12 protein-coding genes are annotated in these 13,565 nt (G+C 74.8%); 5 read left to right on the top strand and 7 right to left on the bottom strand.

Going from position 1 to position 13,565, the window contains the following annotated elements:
* Window positions 1-45: 45 nt before the first annotated feature.
* Together J5Y04_RS23305 and J5Y04_RS23300 are read right to left on the bottom strand one after the other, a co-directional pair.
* Window positions 46-1,731 carry a hypothetical protein gene (locus tag J5Y04_RS23305; RefSeq protein WP_209414041.1) on the bottom strand — a complete coding sequence of 562 codons (1,686 nt, stop codon included), beginning with the start codon at window positions 1,729-1,731 and terminating at the stop codon, window positions 46-48.
* Window positions 1,732-1,947: 216 nt separating this feature from the next.
* A complete protein-coding gene (locus J5Y04_RS23300) occupies window positions 1,948-2,520 on the bottom strand; it encodes a DUF1707 and DUF4190 domain-containing protein (RefSeq protein ID WP_307853257.1) in 573 nt (190 codons plus the stop codon).
* Between the two features lie 244 nt (window positions 2,521-2,764).
* On the opposite strand from J5Y04_RS23300, the gene J5Y04_RS23295 reads away from it, so the two are divergent.
* The 4 genes from J5Y04_RS23295 to J5Y04_RS23280 all read left to right on the top strand — a co-directional run bounded on the left by J5Y04_RS23295 (window position 2,765) and on the right by J5Y04_RS23280 (window position 7,940).
* The gene (locus J5Y04_RS23295; RefSeq protein ID WP_209414039.1) at window positions 2,765-3,634 is read left to right on the top strand and encodes an ABC transporter ATP-binding protein; all 870 of its coding nucleotides are present in this window, start codon (window positions 2,765-2,767) and stop codon (window positions 3,632-3,634) included.
* On the top strand, window positions 3,631-5,274 hold the full coding sequence (locus J5Y04_RS23290; RefSeq protein ID WP_307853256.1) for a transporter: 1,644 nt from the start codon (window positions 3,631-3,633) through the stop codon (window positions 5,272-5,274). Before J5Y04_RS23295 ends, J5Y04_RS23290 begins: the two co-directional genes overlap by 4 nt.
* A 120-nt stretch (window positions 5,275-5,394) precedes the next feature.
* The gene (locus tag J5Y04_RS23285) at window positions 5,395-6,729 is read left to right on the top strand and encodes a DUF2786 domain-containing protein (RefSeq protein ID WP_307853255.1); all 1,335 of its coding nucleotides are present in this window, start codon (window positions 5,395-5,397) and stop codon (window positions 6,727-6,729) included.
* 110 nt (window positions 6,730-6,839) lie between these two features.
* Window positions 6,840-7,940 (top strand): ADP-ribosylglycohydrolase family protein, encoded by a 1,101-nt coding sequence (locus J5Y04_RS23280; protein ID WP_209414037.1) that lies wholly within the window; start codon window positions 6,840-6,842, stop codon window positions 7,938-7,940.
* An 82-nt stretch (window positions 7,941-8,022) separates the two neighbouring features.
* On the opposite strand, the gene J5Y04_RS23275 is transcribed toward J5Y04_RS23280, so the two are convergent.
* From J5Y04_RS23275 to J5Y04_RS23260, 4 genes are all read right to left on the bottom strand, one after another.
* Complete coding sequence (locus J5Y04_RS23275; RefSeq protein ID WP_209414035.1) at window positions 8,023-9,357, bottom strand: serpin family protein; 1,335 nt, start codon at window positions 9,355-9,357, stop codon at window positions 8,023-8,025.
* Window positions 9,358-9,488: 131 nt separating this feature from the next.
* On the bottom strand, window positions 9,489-10,484 hold the full coding sequence (locus tag J5Y04_RS23270) for an ADP-ribosylglycohydrolase family protein (protein WP_209414033.1): 996 nt from the start codon (window positions 10,482-10,484) through the stop codon (window positions 9,489-9,491).
* Between the two features lie 22 nt (window positions 10,485-10,506).
* Complete coding sequence (locus tag J5Y04_RS23265; RefSeq protein WP_209414031.1) at window positions 10,507-11,721, bottom strand: cytochrome P450; 1,215 nt, start codon at window positions 11,719-11,721, stop codon at window positions 10,507-10,509.
* A gap of 128 nt (window positions 11,722-11,849) precedes the next feature.
* Complete coding sequence (locus tag J5Y04_RS23260) at window positions 11,850-12,590, bottom strand: Sir2 family NAD-dependent protein deacetylase (RefSeq protein ID WP_209414029.1); 741 nt, start codon at window positions 12,588-12,590, stop codon at window positions 11,850-11,852.
* 97 nt (window positions 12,591-12,687) lie between these two features.
* On the opposite strand from J5Y04_RS23260, the gene J5Y04_RS42960 reads away from it, so the two are divergent.
* On the top strand, window positions 12,688-12,816 hold the full coding sequence (locus J5Y04_RS42960) for a hypothetical protein (RefSeq protein ID WP_256463545.1): 129 nt from the start codon (window positions 12,688-12,690) through the stop codon (window positions 12,814-12,816).
* A 58-nt stretch (window positions 12,817-12,874) separates the two neighbouring features.
* Here the strand turns inward: J5Y04_RS42960 and J5Y04_RS23255 are convergent, their stop codons facing one another.
* A complete protein-coding gene (locus J5Y04_RS23255; RefSeq protein WP_209414028.1) occupies window positions 12,875-13,483 on the bottom strand; it encodes a hypothetical protein in 609 nt (202 codons plus the stop codon).
* Window positions 13,484-13,565: the final 82 nt, after the last annotated feature.

Genomic DNA, 13,565 nt, shown 5'->3' with positions numbered 1-13,565 from the left:
TGGGCCTCGGGGGATTCGGGTCGGTCGGGACAGGCCGGGAGCCGGTCACCGGATCATGCTGGACCAAGACTGGTCGCCGTCCTTCGAGCACGTGCCGCCGGGGGCGAACTTCGGGCAGCTGCCGTCCAGCTTCTGCACCGTGTGCGACACCCACGGCAGGATCCGGTAGGAGTTCTCCTTGGCCGGCATGTACCGGTCCGCCATCGACGAGGAGACCGTGCCGAACAGGAACAGCAGGGCGAACAGTGTGCCGACGACCGCGGCCCGCAGGTTCGGGAAGGCCTCACCGGACGCCGTGCTCGCGCCGGCCGGCGTGAGCTCGCCGCCCGCCGTGCGACGCTCCGCCAGCCGCAGCGACACCAGATGCGCTACCAGGGCGCAGATGATCAGACCGCAGTAGAGGAGCTGGTTGTTGGTGCGGGTGTAGAGCTGGACGGTCTGCGTCTCGTACATGTGCGAGGCGATGTACATGCGCATCAGCCAGGCGCTGGCGAACATGCAGCAGATGGTGACCACCAGCGGCTTGCGCAGGCCGAGCCAGAGCGCGGCGCCCAGGCAGACGAACATCACGACGGCGAACAGCCCCACGCCGCCGAACTCGCCCGGCGGTGGCCATTCGCCCACCTTGCCCGGCATGTCGGTGCGCCACATCAGGAAGTACGCCGGGTCGGTGAAGTTGTCGAAGCGGAAGTTGAAGTCCTTGGTGTCCTGCCCCACGGTCAGCATGGTGAGCAGGTAGCTGCCGGCGACGGCCAGGAAGGTCGCAGCGGTGACACCGAGGAAGGCCAGGCCCTTGGCCCGGCCCGTCCGCCACGGGAAGTAGAGCAGCGCCGCGACCACGACGCCGGCCGCGCTCCACAGGAACCAGCCCGAGTAGGTCAGGAAGAGCACGCCCAGAGCCGCGCCGAAGCCGGCCGCCTTGAGCAGCACCGGCCGCCAGGGCGCCGTCCCGCTGCTGCGCAATTCGACCACCAGCGCGACCAGCACCGGCACCAGGAGAACCAGCACGGTCTGGCTGTAGGGCTTGTAGGCGTCGATCAGGGCGAAGGCCGGCAGCACGCCGAAGGCCAGCGCGCGCACCGGGCTGAGCAGCATCCGCCAGGCCAGGTACACCAGCGGGCCGAACCCGGCCGCGCCGAGGATCTGGAGGTCCTTGAAGGCGTACGCGGTGTTGCCGCCGCGGAACCACTCGGCGTAGTAGCCGAGGGTGTAGAGCGGCAGCGGTGGATAGACCGGCGAGCCGGAAGGCTGCCCGTTCGCGACCGCGTGAGCCCATTCGACGATTCGTCCGCTGTCGCCGTTGAGGCCGAACATCGGCCACGGAGTGCCGAGCAGTGCGACGACGGCACCCGCCGCGACGAAGCCGCTGGCGAGGCCGGCCACACCGGCGGCGGCGAAACGGGTGACCAGGTCGAAGTGGCGGCCGGCCCGGAGCCGCAGCGCGACGACGGTCAGCGCGAGCAGGGCCAGGCCGATCAGGGCGAACCGGAACTGGAGCGCCGCGAGGCCGCTCACCTGGGCGATCCGGTCCAGCGGGTCGAGGTCGAAGCCGCGGGCCAGCAGTGGCAGCACCAGCGCCGCCAGGAAGGCGACGACCGCCTCCCCCGCCAGCAGCAACGGGGACGAGGCCCGGCGGTCGGCGCCCGTGCGATGACCCCGGGTCGACACCGCCGTTCGGGCACGTGCCCCGGTCAAGGAGAGCCTGCTGGCGTCCTCGGCACTGACTGTCACTGGACTGGTCCCTCGGCTGGTGAATACTCCGGCTGGATTCCGGACCCGCGGCTCCGCGGCCGGCTGCGGAAGCGAGGCCCCCGGCGGTTCCTCCGGGGCAGTTGCTCCGGGAATCCTAAGGCTTGATAGCACAGGAGTTCACTGTGGATCGCCCTTTCGGCCGCCCACCCGTCCAGCGGAGGTGACCGGCCGTCGACCGGGCCGCCGACGGCCCGGTCACCCCGCGGCGACCACGGCCAGCATCAGCAGGGTCCAGGCCAGTGACCCCAGGTAGCCGAAGATCAGGCCGACCGTGGCCATCCCGTCGCCGTCCTCGTTGCGCTCGCGGATCTGGTTCTTGGCGATGTGGCCGGTGATCACCGCGGGCAGCCCGAGCCCGATCACGCCGAGCACCAGGGAGGTCACGGCCATGCTGTTGGTGGGCCGCGCCGGGGGCAGCAGGGGCGGCGGCAGGAAGGTGGGCGGCACCTGGCCCACCGGCGTCATCGGCGCCATCGGCGTCATCATCGGGCCGGACGGCAGGTCGGCCACCAGCCGGGCGAGCTCGCCGTACGTCTGCGCGGCGCTCACCGCGTCGAAGCGCTGGCCGTACTCGTCGGCGGTGAGGCGGCCCTCGGCGTACGCGGCCTTCAGCACGTCGACCGTGCGGTCCCGGTCCGTGTGCGCCGCCCGCATCTGTGACTGGTGCACCTGCGCGGGCGGGCGCGACCTGGCGTACGGATCGGAGGGCACCTGCGGTGGCCTGGCCCCGTACCCGGGGCTCTGCTCGCCCCACGGCTGAACCGCCATCCGCCACCTCCGACACCCGGCGCCCAGCGCGCTCACTGCCTCTCATAGTGCAGGACGAACCGGGGCGCTGAGTAGTTGCCACTTTTCCCGGCGGACTCGGGAACGTCCGGAACGGGGCCCGCACACCTCGTCAGGGTCACCCGTTCGGCCCAGACACGCCGAAGATCATTAAGGGGGCGACAGCCCCGTCCCGGCGGTGGCAGGCTGTCGCCGAACCACCCCTACCAGCGCAGAGAAGGCCACCATGCAGGCGTCAGCGCCGCCGCCCTCCCCCACACCCGCCCCCAGCGCCCCCTCGGCCGTGAGCATCCAAGGCCTGTGGAAGCGCTTCGGCTCCCAGGCCGCGGTGGCCGGGCTGAGCCTGGAGCTGCCGGCCGGGGCGTTCATCGGGCTGGTCGGCCCGAACGGCGCCGGCAAGACCACCACCCTGTCGATGGTCACCGGCCTGCTCCGGCCGGACCAGGGCACCGTCCTGGTCCACGGCTCCGACGTCTGGGCCGACCCGGTCTCGGTCAAGGCCCGGATCGGCATCCTGCCCGAGGGCCTGCGGATGTTCGAGCGGCTCAGCGGCCGCGAACTGCTCCAGTACAACGGCCGGCTGCGCGGCCTTCCCGGCGCCGAGGTGGACCGCCGGGCCGAGGAGCTGCTGGCCGTCCTCGACCTGGCCGGCGACGCCGACAAGCTGGTCGCCGACTACTCCACCGGCATGCGCAAGAAGATCGGCCTGGCCGCCGCGCTGCTGCACAACCCGGACGTGCTCTTCCTCGACGAGCCCTTCGAGGGCGTCGACCCGGTCTCCGCCCAGACCATCCGCGGAGTGCTCAAGCGGTACGCCGCGGCCGGCTGCACCGTCGTCTTCTCCAGCCACGTCATGGAGCTGGTCGAACAGCTCTGCGACTGGGTCGCCGTGGTCAACGCCGGCCAGGTGATCGCCCAGGGACCGCTGGACGCCGTCCGCGGCGAGCGCAGCCTGCACGAGGCCTTCCTGTCCCTGATCGGCGTCCGGGAGGACGACGTCCAGGCGCTCGGCTGGCTCGGGAACGGCCGCACCGACGGCGCACCGGCCGGCGACGGGCGCCCCGAGGGCGACCGGCTCGGGGGCGAACAGCGGTGAGCTCCCCCCAGACCGCCGGCGTCCGCGCCGTCCCCACCCCGGTGCCCGACGGCCGGACGGTGGTCCGCGCGCTCGTCGCGCTCAAACTCCGGCTGCTCCGCAACGGGCTGCGGCGCAGCCCCGGCCGGACCGCCGTCTACGTCATCGGCGCCGTGGTCGGCCTGCTGTTCGCGGCCCTGATCGCCGTCGGCATGGCGGTGCTCAACGGCCACGACGGTGCCGGGGACGCCGGCGTGATGCTGACCGGCGTGCTCGCGATCGGCTGGGCCGCGCTGCCGCTCTTCCTCTTCGCCAGCGACGAGAGCTCCGACCCGACCCGGCTCACCATGCTGCCGCTGCGCCCCGGGCCGCTGCTGCGCGGCTCGTTGCTGGCCGCACTGATCGGGCCCGGGCCGCTGGTCGCGCTGGTGCTGCTCACCGGCGCCGCGCTGTCCGGCGCGGACGGCGCCGCCTCCGCGGTGGCCGCGCTGGCGGGCGTCCCGCTGGCCGTGGTCTGCCTGGTGACGCTCTCGCGCTCGGTCGCGGCCGGCAACGCCCGGCTGCTCTCCAGCCGGCGCGGCAAGGACTTCGCGATCTTCGGCGGCCTGCTCTTCGCGCTGCTCGTCCAGATCGCCAACCTCGGCTCGCAGAGCGTCTTCGGCAAGCCCGGCGAGCACGGCGTCGACCTCAGCCCGCTCGCGCCGATCGCCTCGGTGCTGCGCTGGGTGCCGCCGGTCGGCGCGGTGGACGCCGCCCGCACCGCGGGCGAGGGACGCTACGGCCTGGCGCTGCTCCAGCTCGCCTCCACCGCCGCCCTGCTGGCGCTGCTGTTGCGCTGGTGGCGGGCCAGTCTCCAGCAGCTGATGGTCACCGCGGACGCCTCCACCCTGGAGGTGGCGCGCGGGGTGCAGTCCTCCCGCGGCTGGCGCTTCCTGCCCGAGGGCCGGACGGGCGCGGTGATGCAGCGTCACCTCAGGTACGCCTGGCGGGAGCCGCGGGCCAAGGCCGCCGTCTTCACCAGCATCGGGATGACCGTGGTGCTCTGCGTGCTCTCGGTCGTCCAGGGCTGGTCCACCGTCTACCTGATCGCGGCGACCGGGCTGTTCCTCGGCCTGCAGATGGTCAACCTCTTCGGCATGGACGGCTCGGCCTTCTGGATGGTCGCCGCGACCCTGCTCACCCCCGCCGACGCCCGGGACGAGCTGCGCGGGCGGGCCTACGCGGTGCTCTCGTACGCGGTGCCGGTGACCCTCGTGCTGGCCGTGCCGCTGGCCGCCGTCACCGGCGACTGGGCCGGCCTGGCACCGGCGGTCGGCCTGGCGTTCGCCCTGCTGGGCTGCGGCATCGCGATCGGCGCGGTGTTCAGCGTGCTGACGCCGTACACCATGCCGGCCGACAGCAGCCCGATGCGCAACGCCGCTCCCGGCCAGAGCGGCCTGGTGATGCTGAACAGCTTCGGCTCGATGTTCGGCGCCGCCCTGCTCGGCGCCCCGGTGGCCGGCTACCTGGGGTGGGCCCTGGTCACCGACGGCCCGGCCTGGCCGGTCCTCCTGCTCGGCCCGCTCTACGGCGTGCTGGTCGCCGTCCTCGGCCTGCGCCTCGCGGCCGGCCGCCTGCTGGAGCGGATCCCGGAGATCCTCGCCAAGACCGTCGAACGCTGACGGCCGCCTCCGCAGGCGCCCCCGGAGCGCCCGGTCCCCGTCGCGGGGCCGGGCGCTCCGGCATCATGGGCGGGAGGCTGTCCTGACCGCAGGGCGGGTACGAGGAGAGCGGACGACACCGTGGGCAAGCGCAGGCAGCAGGAGCAGACCGGGGCGGACGGCGGCGCCGGACCGCTGCTGGCGCAGGCGGTGGGCGCGGTGCTGACGGCGCCGGACGAGCGGCTGGACCTCGCACTGGACACCGGGGCCTCGCTGCTGGCGGCGTCACCCGCCCAGTGGCCGGCGGTGAGCCGGGCGCTGCTGGCGCACGCGGACACCGCGGTCGGGCGGTGCTGGTCGGCGGGGTGGCGGCCGGCCGACCTGGTCCGGGTGGTGCGGCGGGAGCTGAAGCCGGTCCACCTGGCGCTCGCGGTGGACCTGATCGCCGCCGAGGGGCGGCGCCACCCGGCGGCGGCCCTGGACCGGCGCTGGCAGGAGCAGCTGCGCGAGCTGGAGGCCGGGGTCTGGTGGCAGGGCGACGAGGCGTACCTGGCCGCCTTCGCGCACCGGCACCGGCTGGACCGCTTCGCGCTGGCCACCGCGGTGCTGGAGCTGCTGCGGTCCTGGGGACGGCTGCCCCCGATCGCCCCGGTCGGCCCGGCGCCCGGGGTGGGGGCGGCTCCCGGCCGCCAGGGCGGGGGCGCGCCCCGCGACGGCCGGGCGTCGTCCGGGCCGGTGCCCGGCGAGCCCCGGATGCTCTCCCGGATCCGGGCGCTGCTGGCGAAGGCGGAGTCCACCGAGTACCCGGAGGAGGCCGAGGCGCTGACCGCCAAGGCCCAGCAGCTGATGGCCCAGCACAGCATCGACGAGGCGCTGCTGGCCGTCTCCGGCGCGGACCGCAACGCGCCGGCGTCGCTGCGGATCGGCGTGGACAACCCGTACGAGGTCCCGAAGACGATGCTGCTGGACGCGGTGGCGGCGGCCAACCGGTGCCGGGTGGTCTGGGCCAAGGAGTTCGGCTTCTGCACCATCATCGGCTTCGACGCGGACCTGGACGGCGTCGAGCTGCTCTACACCTCGCTGCTGGTGCAGGCCACGCACGCGATGAACAAGGCCGGCTCGCGCCAGCACCTGGACGGCGCCTCGCGCACCAAGGCGTTCCGGCACTCCTTCCTGGTGGCGTACGCGGCCCGGATCCGCGAGCGTCTGGTCGCCGCCACCGAGCGGGCGACCAGCGACGCGGCGGCCGGCCGGCACCTGCGCGAGGACGGCACCGCGGAGCAGCTGGTGCCGGACGAGCGGCTGCTGCCCGCGCTGGCGGCCCGGACCGAGGCGGTGGACCACGAGGTGGGGCGGATGTTCCCGAAGCTGGTCTCGCAGCGGGTCCGGGTGAGCGACGGCGAGGGCTGGGCGGCCGGCCGTGCCGCCGCCGACCGGGCCGCGCTGCACGGCCGGGCCGGTCAGATCCGGCCCTGAGCGGCGCGGGTCCGGGCCGGGAGGGCGCCCGGCCCGGACCGGCGAGCGGCGGCGCGGCGGCCCCGGCCTGATAGAACGGACTCCGGCACGAGCGAGGGGGAACGGTGGCGGTGACGGAGTCGGGGTACCAGGACCGGGTGCGCGGGGCGCTGCTCGGCGGGGCCGTCGGGGACGCCCTGGGCTGGCCCGTGGAGTTCCAGCAGCTGCACCAGATCCGTGACCAGCGCGGCCCGGCCGGCGTGACCGGGCTGCCGTCCGGCGGCCGGATCGCCGAGGTCACGGACGACACCCAGATGACGCTGTTCACCGCCGAGGGGCTGATCCGCGGTTTCGTCCGGGGCTGGTCCGGCGGCGGCGGCTCGGTGCCGGAGGCCGTCCACGGCGCCTACCGGCGCTGGCTGCTGACCCAGAGCCAGGGCGCGCCGGACCAGCAGCCGCTCCCCCGCCCGTACGACGGCTGGCTGCTGCGGCAGCCGTTCCTGTACGCGCGGCGGGCGCCGGGCAACGCCTGCCTGAGCGGGGTGTCGTACCACCCGGAGTTCGAGGCGCCGGCGCCGTTCGGGCAGCCGGGGCCGATCAACGCGCACTCCAAGGGGTGCGGCACGGTGATGCGCTCGGCGCCGTTCGGGCTGGCCCGTCTGGGCGCCGAGCAGTCCTTCGGGCTGGCCGCGCAGTGCGCGCAGCTCACCCACGGGCACCCGACCGGCTACCTGGCGGCGGGCGCCTTCGCGGCGCTGGTGGAGCGGCTGGCGGACGGCGTGGAGCCGTGGGCGGCGGTCGGGCAGACCGTCGACCAGACCCGGGAGTGGCCGGCGTCCCAGGAGACCGTCCAGGCGCTGGCCCGGGCCGTGCGGGTGGCCGAGGAGTCCGAGCCGTCGGCGGAGGCGGTGGAGCGGGTCGGGCTCGGCTGGATCGCCGAGGAGTGCCTGGCCATCGCGGTGTACTGCCTGCTGGCCGCCGCCTCCGGGCCGGACCCGGCCCGGACGGCGCTGCTGCTCTCGGTGAACCACTCCGGGGACAGCGACTCCACCGGCGCGGTCTGCGGCAACCTGGTCGGCGCGGCCTACGGCGCGGCCGCCCTCCCGGCCGCCTGGACCGAGGCGGTGGAGGGCAACGAGACGCTGCTGCGGGTGGCGGACGACCTGCTGGTGCTGTTCGGCAGCCGGGAGCCGGCCCACCCGGCGCTCGGCGGCCGCTACCCGGCCTGGTAGGCCGGGTCCGGCCGGCGGCCCGTCCCCGGTGACGGGCCGCCGCCCCGCCCGGTGACCCCGCGGCCCTGCGTCCGGCCGCTGCTCAGCGCGCCTGCGGGTCGGTGACCTGGCCGAGGAAGAGCGGCCGGCCGGTGGCGGTGTCCCGGATCAGGAACAGGAACGGCCGGTCGATGTGCAGCTCGGCGGGCTGCTTCGGGGCCGCCGCACCCGCCGCCTCCAGGCCGACGCCGCTGCCGGCGGCGGCCACCGTGCCCTCCTCGTCCACCTCGATGGTGGCCTTCTGGACGACGGTGCCGATCTTCAGCCGCTCGTTCGTGCCGGGCCCGGGGATGCCCCCGAGGTCGGCGGCGTCGAACGCGGCGTTCACGCCGAGCGCGCGCAGCGCCGGGGTCAGCTCGTTGGCCGTGTCGAAGTGGAACCGCGGCAGTGTCAGGTCGACCGACCGCTCGGTGAGTTCGCCCAGGATGCGGGCCAGCTCGGCCTGGTCCAGGCCCTTGACGAAGCCCGCGAAGCCGCCCTGGGCGGGCACCAGCAGGTCCATCGCCAGCGCGCCGTCCGCGTACGGGAGCTCGACGGCCTGCCAGGGCTCGCCGAGGATCCCGCCGGAGCCCTCGGCGTAGCGGAAGGTGCCGCTCTGGCGCATCGTGCTGACCGCGGGGGCCGAGCCGTCCAGGCGGTGGAACGGCTTGTCGGCGGTGTACCCGGCCTTGAACGGGGAGGCCCACTTCGCCTTGAGGTAGAGCGCGTCGGTGAGCGCCAGCCGGGTGTCCGGGTTGACGGCCCGCTCGCCGAAGAGGTTCTTGATCCGGCCTTCGGTGGCCTTCTCCACGGCCGCGTTGACGGCCTTGCGGGCGCCCTCCGGGTCCTTCCTGAAGTCGGCGGTGTGCACGCCGGTGTCGAAGGCGGTGGCGAGGGTGGCCAGGTAGTCCTGGTTCAGCGGGAAGCCCTGCTGGGCCCAGAGGTCGTCGGACTGCCGCAGGGTCAGCCCGTCGGTGGGCGGGAGCGGGCGGCCGAGGGCGCCGGTGGCGAGGGCGTACTGCTGCGGGGTGAGCTCGGTGTGCAGGGCCTTGGCGAGCTCGTCGGCGGTGGTGCCGCGGGCTCCGGGCAGCACCATGGCGAGCACGGTGGCCAGGCCGGAGGGCGAGAGCACCATGTTGCGGCCGGCCTGGCCGGGGTCGGCGGTGAGGGTGTGCAGGAGGTCCAGGCCGAAGGCGTTGGTGGCGGCCGCGGTCGCGGCGACCTGGGCCGGGTCGGCCGGCGGTGCCGAGGCGGGCGCGGAGGCGCGGACGACGGGCGGTGCGGCGGCGCCGGTGGAGCCGCAGCCGGTGAGCAGCGGCGCGGCGAGCGCGGCGGTGAGGGTCGCGGTGAGGAGCAGGACCGCCGGGCGGGGGCCGGTCCGGCCGGTTCGACTGTTCATGGCGGTTCGACGTGCCCCGTGCCCGAACGGTTCCGTCCGGGCACGGGGCGTCGGCAGGGCCGCGGTGCCGTGATCGTCTGCCGCAGGGGCCTCCGGCGGGAGTCGGTGCTGCGCGGCGGGGTGCGGCGCGCTCAGTCCCAGAGCGCGCCGAGCGCCAGCAGCTCGTCCCGGTACTCGATCCGCTCCACCCAGTCCGCCGGCCAGGCCGCCTCCCCGTGGTGGGCACCGGCGAAGGCACCGGTCAGGCAGGCGATCGAATCGGAGTCGCCGGAGGAGTACGCGGCCCGGCGGACGGCGGCCACCGGGTCGTCCGGGAGCAGCAGGAAGCAGAGCAGGCCGGTGGCGAGCGCCTCCTCGGCGATCCAGCCCTCGCCGGTGGCCAGGCACGGGTCCGCCTCGACGTCGGGCGCGGCGAGCGCCGCGTTCAGCCGGTCGAGGATGCCGAGGCACTCGTCCCAGCCCCGTGCGATGAACTGCTCCGCCGAGCGGTCCTGGGCGTGTGCCGCGAGGTCGCCGAGCCAGGACTCGTCGTACCGGGTGCGGTTGGCCAGCGCGTACGCCCGCAGGACGGGCACCAGCCCGGCGGGCGGCAGGCCCTCGGCGAGCTTGCGGACGGCGTACGCGGTGAGGTCGCTGGCCGCGAGCGCGGTGGGGTGGCCGTGGGTGAGTGCGGACTGCAGCTGGGCGGCGCCCGCCAGCTGCCGGGTGTCGAGCTCGCGGACCAGGCCGATCGGGGCGACCCGCATGTTGGCGCCGCAGCCCTTGGAGCCGGTGTCGCTGGCCTCCTGCCAGCGGCGGCCGTCGGAGAGCCGCTGGCAGGAGCGCAGGCAGGTGCCGCCGGGGGCACGGTTGTTCTCGGGCGAGCGCCACCAGTCGACGAACTCCTCGCGCAGTGGCCGCTCCAGGCGCAGCGGGCCGAGCGGCCCGCGCTCCAGGGCGGTGCGCAGGCCGCGGCCGAGGGCGAGCGTCATCTGGGTGTCGTCGGTGACCAGCGCCTTCTCGGGGAGCGGGAGTTCACGCCAGTGCTCGCAGTACTGGGCGATGTGCTCGATCTCGTCGAACTCGGTGCGGTGCCCCAGCGCGTCCCCGATCGCCAGCCCCAGCAGTGCACCCGTCGCCTTGCCCATTGTTCGGCTCCCCCCGGCCCTCTCAGGCCTCGACCAGCAGTTCCTCCAGCCCCCGGATCACGTAGCCCGGGCGCCACTCGGGCTCGCGGACCAGCCGCAGGCCCGGCGCCCGGCGCAGCAGTGCGCCGTACGACTCGGTGAGCTCCAGTCTGGCGAGCGGGGCGCCGAGACAGAAGTGGATTCCGGCGCCGAAGGTGATGTGCGGGTTGTCGGTGCGGCCGAGGTCGAGCCGGTCCGGGTCGGCGAAGCGGGCCGGGTCGCGGTTGGCGGAGCCGAAGAGCAGCGCGATCTCGGAGCCGCGCGGGACGGTGACGCCGCGTACCTCGACGTCCTCCAGCACCCAGCGCTCGAACATCTGCAGCGGGGTGTCCCAGCGCATCAGTTCCTCGACGGCGGTGGGCAGCAGCTCGTCCACCGAGCCGCGCAGCCGGGCCAGTTCGTCCGGGTTGCGGAAGAGGGCCCACCAGCCGTTGCCGGTGGTGTTGACGGTGGCCTCGTGGCCGGCGTTGAGCAGCAGGACGCAGGTGGAGACCATCTCCTGTTCGCTCAGCGCGTCCGAGCCCTCCTGGGCCTGGATCAGGGCGCTGATCAGGTCGGTGCCCGGCGCGGCGCGGCGTTCGCGGATCAGGGCCCGCAGGTAGTCGGAGAACTCGACGCTCGCGGTGACGGCCCGGCGGGCGGTCTCCTCGGTCGGGTTGAGCTCGAACATGCCGGTGATGTCGGCGGACCACGGCCGCAGCAGGTGGCGGTCGGACTCCGGGACGCCGAGCATCTCGGCGATGACCGCGACCGGCAGCGGCTCGGCGACGGCGGAGACCAGGTCGCCGCCGCCGGCCGCGAGCAGCCCGTCGACCAGCTCGCCGGCCAGGCGCCGCACGGTCGGGCGCAGCCCCTCGACCATGCGCGGGGTGAACGCCTTGGAGACCAGCCGCCGGATCCGGGTGTGGTCGGGCGCCTCCAGGTCGAGCAGCCCGTTGTCGTTGAGCGTGTGGAACGGCTCGTGCGCCGGGTCGGGCGCGGGCCGCCCGAACTCCTCGTGCGTGAACCGGTGGGTGTACGTGCGCCCGAGCCGCCGGTCGCGCAGCAGCGCGCTGACGTCCTCGTACCGCGAGACCAGCCACTGGCCGGTCGGCTCGTAGTACGTCACCGGGGCGTGCTCGCGCAGTTCGGCGTACGCGTCGTACGGGTGGGCCACGAACTCCGCCGACCAGGGGTCGAACTTCGCCGTCGTCGTCATCGGTCGATCACTCCAGGCCGTGAGGGGGTAGCCGGAGTGATCATCGTACGCACGCGGCCTGTCCGGTTTAAGCCCCTTCGAGCTGCGGCTCCGGCAGGGCTCGGACCGGACGGGGCCGCCCGCGTCCGCTACACGTAACGGCCCACCAGCCGGCGGACCAGCGCCGGGAGCGCGGTGGAGATCGGCTCGCGGATCACCTCGGACGCCGCCTCGTCGAACGGCGTGGGCTCGCCGTTCACGATGATCAGGCGGGCCCCGGTCTTCACCGCGTTGAACGGCAGCGCGGCCGCCGGGAAGACCTTGAGGCTGGTCCCGACGGCGATGAAAACGTGGCAGGCCTTGGAGATCGCGTCGGCCTGCTCCAGCACCACCGGGTCGAGGTCCTCGCCGAACATCACCGTGCGGGGCCTGAGAACGCCCCCGCACCCCCGGCAGGGCGGGTCCGGCTCGCCGGCCGCCACCCGCTCCAGCGCCTCCTCCATCGGGCCGACCGCCCGGCAGTCCACGCACTTCACCTCCCGCGCGGTGCCGTGCAGTTCGAGCACCTTGCGGGCGGTCTGCCCGGCCCGCTGGTGCAGGCCGTCGACGTTCTGGGTGAGGACCCGCACCGGCAGCCCGCTGCGCTCCAGCCCGACCAGGGCCCGGTGCCCGGCGTTGGGCTCGGCGGCCAGTGCGCCCGCGTCCCGGCGCATCAGCCAGGCCCGCCGGCGGACGTCCGGGTCGGCCAGGTACGGGCCGATGGTGACCAGCTCCTGGGCCTTCGGGTCGCGCTGCCAGAGGCCGTTCGGGCCGCGGTAGTCGGGGATTCCGGAGTCGGTGGAGATCCCGGCGCCGGTGAGGACGGCGATCAGCGGACGCTTCTCGTTCATGCCCCGGACGGTACGGGCCCGTCTTCCCGGGCCGCCACCGAAAATCCCGTGCCCGGCGTGGACCTGCTGGAGGCGGGCCGAGGACTTCCCGCCCGGCGTGCCCGTCCCGGTCATCACCGACGGCGAGTGCGACGTGCTGCGCGTGCGGCGCGCGCACGCCCACCTCGTCCCACAGGACGCCGTCCTGCCGTTCACCCCGCGCGGGCCGGTCTTCCGGAAGCGCTGACGCAGGACGGGCCGCCCCGCCACCCGCGGGGGCGCGGCGGCCCGTCCTGCCGCGGTGTTCAGGCGACCGCCGGGCGCCGGGCCCCGCCGAAGCCGGCCAGCGGCGCCAGCGCCACCAGGAACAGCACCGCGGCCGGCGGGATCAGCGCCAGGTCGGCCGCCGTCATCGCGACGCCGCACAGCACCAGCACCGGGCTCCACCAGCGCAGCGTGCGCGCCGGACCCACCGAGGCGGCGACCAGCAGCGCCAGCAGTCCGACGTAGAACAGCAACGGTCCCACCGAGTAGAAGGCCGGCAGCACCCCCGGCCGGCTCTGGATGCTGTCGAACAGCCGGTGCTGGTCCGCCTTGTCGACGGCCACCGCCCCGACGTACAGGTCGATGCCGATCTGCACCACCGAGGCCGCCAGGCCCGCGAAGGCCACCCCAGCGAGCGTGCCGGCGCCGATCCGGCCCGCCGTGCCGCGCGGCGAGAGCCGCCCGTGCAGGGCCGCGAGCACCGGGCCGAACAGCAGCAGCCCGGCCAGCATCAGGCTGTGGCCGACCAGCCAGCCGGGGCCCGGGTCGCGGGAGCCGTCCAGCAGCCGGATGCCGCCGTACAGCGCCATCAGGGCGGGGCCGCCGGCGACGGCGTACGGGGTGAGGCGGTCGCGCTTCGTGCTGTCCACGGGTGTTCTCCGGTCTGCGGGTTCCGATTCCGACACCCCAGATGCTGTCGGCCGGCCCCCTCGTCGCGGATCGCCCGCACCG

Source organism: Kitasatospora sp. RG8 (assembly GCF_017813315.1).
In the GTDB taxonomy this organism is placed as follows: Bacteria; Actinomycetota; Actinomycetes; order Streptomycetales; family Streptomycetaceae; genus Kitasatospora.
This window is presented reverse-complemented; position numbering and strand designations above follow the sequence as displayed.

What these genes read in the sequence shown, in the direction of transcription:
- J5Y04_RS23295 (WP_209414039.1), top strand. Translation starts at nt 2,765, where the DNA reads ATGCAGGCGTCAGCGCCGCCGCCCTCCCCCACACCCGCCCCCAGCGCC.
- J5Y04_RS23260 (WP_209414029.1), bottom strand. Translation starts at nt 12,590, where the DNA reads ATGAACGAGAAGCGTCCGCTGATCGCCGTCCTCACCGGCGCCGGGATC.
- J5Y04_RS23300 (WP_307853257.1), bottom strand. Translation starts at nt 2,520, where the DNA reads ATGGCGGTTCAGCCGTGGGGCGAGCAGAGCCCCGGGTACGGGGCCAGG.
- J5Y04_RS23265 (WP_209414031.1), bottom strand. Translation starts at nt 11,721, where the DNA reads ATGACGACGACGGCGAAGTTCGACCCCTGGTCGGCGGAGTTCGTGGCC.
- J5Y04_RS23270 (WP_209414033.1), bottom strand. Translation starts at nt 10,484, where the DNA reads ATGGGCAAGGCGACGGGTGCACTGCTGGGGCTGGCGATCGGGGACGCG.
- J5Y04_RS23275 (WP_209414035.1), bottom strand. Translation starts at nt 9,357, where the DNA reads ATGAACAGTCGAACCGGCCGGACCGGCCCCCGCCCGGCGGTCCTGCTC.